Source organism: Desulfofundulus sp., from assembly GCF_049701015.1.
Lineage (GTDB): Bacteria > Bacillota > Desulfotomaculia > Desulfotomaculales > Desulfovirgulaceae > Desulfofundulus.
Window position 1 is genome coordinate 1 of sequence record NZ_JBNATZ010000145.1, and the last position, 6,474, is coordinate 6,474.

General features: G+C 51.1%; 4 protein-coding genes. All 4 read right to left on the reverse strand.

The window, feature by feature from the left end; all coding sequences use genetic code 11:
- Positions 1-63: 63 nt before the first annotated feature.
- Complete coding sequence (locus tag ACPLUI_RS09525; protein ID WP_424660028.1) at positions 64-567, reverse strand: hypothetical protein; 504 nt, start codon at positions 565-567, stop codon at positions 64-66.
- A gap of 187 nt (positions 568-754) precedes the next feature.
- Complete coding sequence (locus ACPLUI_RS09530) at positions 755-3,892, reverse strand: efflux RND transporter permease subunit (RefSeq protein ID WP_424660029.1); 3,138 nt, start codon at positions 3,890-3,892, stop codon at positions 755-757.
- Positions 3,893-3,923: 31 nt separating this feature from the next.
- On the reverse strand, positions 3,924-5,204 hold the full coding sequence (locus tag ACPLUI_RS09535; RefSeq protein ID WP_424660030.1) for an efflux RND transporter periplasmic adaptor subunit: 1,281 nt from the start codon (positions 5,202-5,204) through the stop codon (positions 3,924-3,926).
- A gap of 49 nt (positions 5,205-5,253) precedes the next feature.
- Positions 5,254-6,474: DHA2 family efflux MFS transporter permease subunit (locus ACPLUI_RS09540; protein ID WP_424660031.1), on the reverse strand; the 1,221-nt coding region annotated here is incomplete at its 5' end.

Below are 6,474 nucleotides of genomic sequence, written 5' to 3' on the forward strand. Positions count from 1 at the left end.
TCCTGTTTCCCTTAGATTCCTATGGGTGGTAAGGAGTTTTGCAACAGTCTCCTAGTAGATTGATTAACTGCCAGCTTTCTGTTGGAGGACTGATATCACACGCTCCAGGAGTCTTTTTTGAAAATTGGCCTGGTCACCTTTACCATTATTGACATTCGGTCTTTGGTGACTGGCATTTCCCTTACCATCTCCTGGCCTGGCTGGTCTTTGTGGTGGAGTGCTAATCAGTTTTTGCTGCTCCGGACTGAGAACGGCCATAATTTCTTTTTGTTTTTCGGCTGCATAACCGGTGGTAATATTTTTCTGTGCAGCAATGTCCTTAACGATGGGCAGGATTTTTTTCGCTTGCTCTGCGGTTAGTGGGTAATTATTGTCTCTGGCCAGTTCTTCCACCCTTCTCAAAGTCCCAAACAATTTTGCCGTGGGCGCATTCCAGATTTTGCGCCCCGAACTCTGCACTGTATTGTTGTTGCCTCGTAGTACCCCGGCACCGCTTGCCGGTGCAGAAGAACCAGTCGTTGAAAAATTACCGCACCCCGCCATTATCGCTACCAGCAACACCAGCAACAAAAGAAGCGCCCGTCCAGAATAACTTTTTTGTTCTGCACGTCTCATAATATAAGAGCACCCCCTCGTAAAAACCGCTGCAGGAAGTCCGGTTCCCTTCAGAGGGCGGGAGGAAGTCCCCGCCACTCCTTTGTGGCAAGGCCATGATCCATCTGTGTGGGTTCAAAGTGCCGGGTGCTGAAAACGATTATTGCACTGAACCCCCTGCTGGTTTTGTTTCTCTCTGCAGTTTTTCATGCCAGAGCTTGCGCAAGCGTAGCCCCAGATCCTCGATTATCGTATACATCACCGGCACAAGCACCAGTGTAACCATGGTGGAGAGGGTTAAACCGAAGACTACTACCGCAGCCATGGGTGCCTGAGCCTCAGCTCCTTCACCATAGCCCAGCATTAAAGGGAACATGGCCAGTACCGTGGTACAGGTGGTCATCAAAATCGGACGCAAACGCACCGGTCCGGCCTGACAGAGGGCTTCCCTGGTGGACAGTCCTCTTCTGCGCAGCTGATTGGTATAATCCACCAGTACAATAGCATTATTTACTACAATACCAATAAGCATGATCACCCCGATCAAAGCGTTCACACTGATAGCATAGTGCATCGTTAATAGTCCCAGCATAATACCCACAAAGGTCGGCGGCAGAGAAAACATGATGATAAATGGGCTAAACAGCGACTCAAACTGTCCAGCCATAACCATGTACATCAAAATGATGGCCAAGGGCATAACGAGTCCAAGGGACCTGAATGATGAAGCCATATCTTGCGCCTGACCGCCGAACTGCCAGCTATAGCCAGCAGGCAATTGAAGTTGATTCAAACGAGCCTGAATGTCACGCTGCACCTGACCCACGCTGCGGCCAAAAACATCGGCTTGTACTGTCACCTGGCGCATCTGGTTGATTCTTCTAATAACCACTGGCCCGGCGGCAGGTTTAATTGTAGCCAGTGCTGTGATAGGAACCTGTATTCCAGATGGACTAACCACAGTTATGTTGTCGAGATGGTCATAATCGCGAGTAAGATCTTCCGGCAATTTAACTACTACATCCACCGAAGTGGAACCAGCGTTATAACTGGTAGCTTTTGTCCCATTGTAGTCTGCGTGCAGGGTATTTAAAATTTGCTGCACAGTGATACCGTACCTGGCGGCCTGTGCCCGGTTAATAATTACATCGTATTCGGGGCTGGTTCTGTCCATTGTATTCAAAACGTTGCGAGTACCTGGTACCTGTTCAATCTGACTGGCCACCAGGTCCCCCAATTCACGTAACACGTTTAAATCGTTACCCTGGATAACTACCTGGATGGGTGCACCTGAACGCATAAAACTAAGCTGGGCTGCTTGAATGTTGATCTGCGCGCCCGGAGTTAAGGCCACTTTCCTTCGCAAGTCTTCAATCACCTGGAACACAGTGCGTTTGCGCTCGGACAGGGGTTTGAGAACAACATTGATACTGGCCGTGTTGGTAGCTGCCTGGGAGGAAATAAAGTTTCCCCCAGGACTACCCACTACGGTGTAAACAGTATCCGTCTCCGGCATCCGGCGGATAAGCCGCTCGATCTGTCCGGTTACCTGATCAGTGACGGCTAACTTCGTTCCCTGGTCCAGGGTAATACGAACTGAATACTGGCCCAGATCCTGGTTGGGCATTAATTCAAATCCAACCACAGGGATTATAGCCAGGCTTATCACCAGCATCAGGGCAGTACCGCCCAGTACGGTTTTGCGGTGGCTCAAAGCCCAACGCAAGAGAGTTCCATACTGTGACTTTAATTTTTCAATGCCCTTTGTAAAAACAACAGAAGGATTCCACCTGCTCCCACTGGTTAAGTCCACACTGAAAGAACTGCCCCGCATTAGTTTTGCCGCCAACATGGGAACCAGGGTAAGCGCTCCCACCAGTGCGGCCAGATGGGAGAATACCACTGCCAGCGCCATGGGCATGAAAAGCTGGGAGGCCAACCCCTGCATGAAAACTACCGGAGCAAAAACACTTATCTGTGACAGGGCGCTGGCCATGACTGCAGTACCCACTTCGGCCGTACCCTGCTTGGCCGCATCTACCGCTCCGTAACCAGCTTCCCGGTAACGAAAAATGCTTTCAATGACCACCACGGCAAAATCCACCAGAGAACCCATCCCCAGAGCCAAACCGCCCAGCGAAATAGTGTTGATAGTCTGACCAGCAAAATACAGAGCGGCAAAGGTGGAGATCATAGCAATGGGAATGACGATGGCAATTACTGCCGTGGTACGCACCCGCCGCAGGAATAGCCAGAGCACTATAAGCGCAAACACACCACCCAGCAGCGTGTGGTTGACCACTGTATCGATGGATTGTTTTATGTACTCAGCCTGGTCGCTTATGACAGTTAACTTCACTCCGGGTGGCAAAACCCGGTTTATGGCTGGAATGATTTTCTGAACGTTACTTGAGACCTGTACTGTGTTACCACCGGATACTTTCATAATATCCAGACTCACACAGGGCAAGCCGTTAACCCGGGCCAGTTCCGTTATGTCGGCATAGGTATCATATACCTGTGCCAGATCAGAAATTTTAACTGTCCCCCCGGCAGGCAGCGGTACCGCTACGTTGAGCACGTCACCGGGTGTGACAAACTGGCCGCTGACGTGCAGGTCGATCTCCTGGTCGCCTTTATTTACCAAACCGGCATCGCCCTGCAAGTTGTTGTTCTGCAGGGCCTGGATTACCTGGGTGATAGACAGTCCGTAATTTTGCAATCGTGCCGGGTCCACCACTACCTGAATCTGCCGCGTTTTACCACCGTTTACATTAACTGCCGATACCCCGCTCACCTGTTGCAGCCGTGGCGTAACCACATCGTCTGCCAGTTGTTTCAACTGCTCTACGGAGGCGTTTTTCCCGGACAGGGCCAGGGTCATGATGGGCATACTGTTCGGGTCTATGCGCATAATCATGGGCGCGCTGGCGTCTGAAGGCAACTTGCTCGCAACCTGGTTAACTTTATCCCGCATACTGGCTACGGCCTGATTCATATCAGTACCGTAATTGAAACGTACTATAACTACCGACTGGCCGTTGCGGGAAATAGAGTCCACTTCATTAACATCCGGTACAGTACTCATAACCTGCTCAACAGGCTTGGTAACCTGTTCTTCCACCACAGTGGGCGTAGCTCCGCTCCAGGACGTAGAAACTATAGCCACTGGAATATCCAGGTTTGGATAAAGGTCCACCGGCAAAAGGGGCAGCGCCACCAGCCCAAGAATGATCAGCGCAGCCATAATCATGGAAATGAGCACCGGCCGGTCTACGGAAACATCTGCTACTTTCATTGTCTGGCCCCCCGCCGCTTGATCTGGTTGATTAATCCTTTAGCGCCAGCCTCTGAAGCTTTTTTACAACAAGTACCCTGCTGCCGTCAGAAAGCAGGCTCTGACCGTTGACCACCAGTTGCTCGCCGGGATTCAAACCGCTTACCACCACCGCTTTATCACTGGACACAGCTCCCAGTTGCACAATATGCATATGCGCTACACCTTTTGATACAGTAAAGACTTCACTCCCCTCGGGAGTTTCCACTATCGCTTGTACAGGGATGATAATTCCCGCTTTGGTATTGAGGCCGTTGAAGATTACTGTAGCTGTCATTCCAGGCAACATCCTTTGATCAGGGTTGGCAATTTGTATCTTCACCGGGTAGGCATGACTGGCTTGATCAAGCACCGGACCCACTCTGGTTACAGTACCGTTGAAGACTTTTTCTCCCAATTCCGGCACGGTAACCTTCGCCTGCGTACCGGGGTGGATTCCAGCGATAACCTGTTCAGTTACATTTACAGTGACAAGTACGGGGTCAATCTGCGCAATATTAAACAGGACTGTCTGGGGCGAGACCATTTCTCCAATTTCAATGTTCTTACTCGCCACTACTCCATCTACTGGTGAGGTAATAGCTAGTTCGTTAAGTTGTTGTTCAATAATAGCAGCAGCCGCCTGGTCTTTTTTCAGGGTAGCCGTGGCCAGTGTTACACTGTCCCCTTTCTGTGTCACTTCATAAGCTTTCTCTGCCGCCTGCATTTGTGACCTGGCATTGTCCATTTTTAAACGAGCTTCTTCCAATTGCTGTTGCGTAGCGGCACCATTGTCGTAAAGGGTTTCATAGCGCCTGTAGTCAGCCAGAGCCTGTTCATAATTAGCCCGGGCCTGCTCTAAGGCCGTTCTGGCCTGGCTCAGAGAATTTGCAAAATTGTCCCGCGCGCTCTGCACTTGAGCTTCGTCCACCGCTACCTGGGCCTGCAGTTGTGCCAGCTGCTTTTGTAAGTCACTCGGGTCCAGCCGGGCCAGCACCTGCCCCCTGTGCACAGCCTGTCCTATGTCTGCGTACACTGCTTGTACTTTACCTGATATCTTGGTACCTACGGCCGTCTGCAGGCTGGCGGAAATGGTTCCTGTCAGAGTGTTCACGTCACTCAGATCCCCTGATTGGACTGTTACCGTCTGGACAGGTACAGCCTGCATGCCCTGCCCCCTGGCAAAAGTGGAAGAATGCTGGTGTCTGTGGAAAATACCTGTCAGGACAATCAGGACCAGAACCACAACCGCCGCAACACTTATCGTTTTTTTGGTAACCACAACTTTAAACATGGGCTCTCCTCTCTCTTTTTTAAGATCTCAGCTGGGAATTCCCCCGATTTCAAGCAACCTTGCCCTTTTCTGCAACCTTCACTCGTTTACCTAAGAACAGACATAGTGGAATAGCCACCACTACCATCAGAGTGCTCACAACAAAACAGTCCCCAATGGCACTGGCCGTGGCTATACGCTGAGCTACCATGCCGAGGACGGCCAGGGTACGATCGCCGGACAGATTCAAGGCCTGCTTAACCTGCTGGAGGATATCATAAGCCACTGGCGATGACCAGCTACAACTATCTCTCATCCAGTCGAAATGATAAACCTGGCGTTTGGTCATCAGAGAAGTAAGAATGGCTATACCAAAAGAAGCCGAGACCTGGCGCACCAGGTTGTTAAAAGATGAGGCGCGTCCGGAAAGCCTGGCTGGAACTGACTCCATGCCAGCCGTACTGATGGGCATCATAGCCAGCCCCATACCCAGAGAGCGGTACATCATTACCATTCGAAGCCAGTGTGTAGAAGTGTCGAGACTCAGTTTGTGAAGCTGCCATGTAGTAAAGGCAACCACCGACAGCCCCACCAGGGCCAGGGGTCTCGCCCCAATTCTATCGTACAACCGGCCGCTGATGGGCATCATCAGACCGCTGGTAAGTGCTGCTGGCATCAGCAGCAAGCCCGTCTGCGTTGGTGTCAGATTTAGCAGGTTTTCAGTAAAGATGGGTACCAGAAAAAGGCCTCCAAAAAGGCCAATGGCCACCACAGAAGTGATTAAAAGGCTTACTGCAAAAACCGGGTTGGCCAGCATACGCACGTCAAGCATGGGGTCTTCTTCTCCCAGTTCCCACAACACAAACATGAGCAGGGAAAAAAAGGACACCACCAGCAGAGTGACAATGTACTGAGAAGTCCATCCTTTATCCTGCCCTTCACTCAAAGCCAGCAGGAGCGCAAAACAGCCAGCTCCGGACAACAAGCATCCGGGAAGGTCAAACTTAGCTTTAAGCAACGGTGTCTCATGCAGGAATGCAGTTGCCAGAAACATGCCAACCAGACCGATAGGCACGTTGATAAAGAAAATCATGTTCCATGAAAAGTTGTCCACCAGATAACCGCCCAGAGTGGGACCGATAGTCGGAGCCATCATGGCAGATATCCCCCAGGTCCCCATGGCCATACCCATTTGACCCCGAGGCACCACTTTGAAAAGCATGCCCATGCTTATAGGAACGAGCATCCCACCACCAACAGCCTGGCATACTCGTGCCGCTACAAGGGTCGT

Coding starts and splice junctions, on each gene's coding strand:
- ACPLUI_RS09530 (WP_424660029.1), bottom strand. CDS start 3,892: ATGAAAGTAGCAGATGTTTCCGTAGACCGGCCGGTGCTCATTTCCATG.
- ACPLUI_RS09535 (WP_424660030.1), bottom strand. CDS start 5,204: ATGTTTAAAGTTGTGGTTACCAAAAAAACGATAAGTGTTGCGGCGGTT.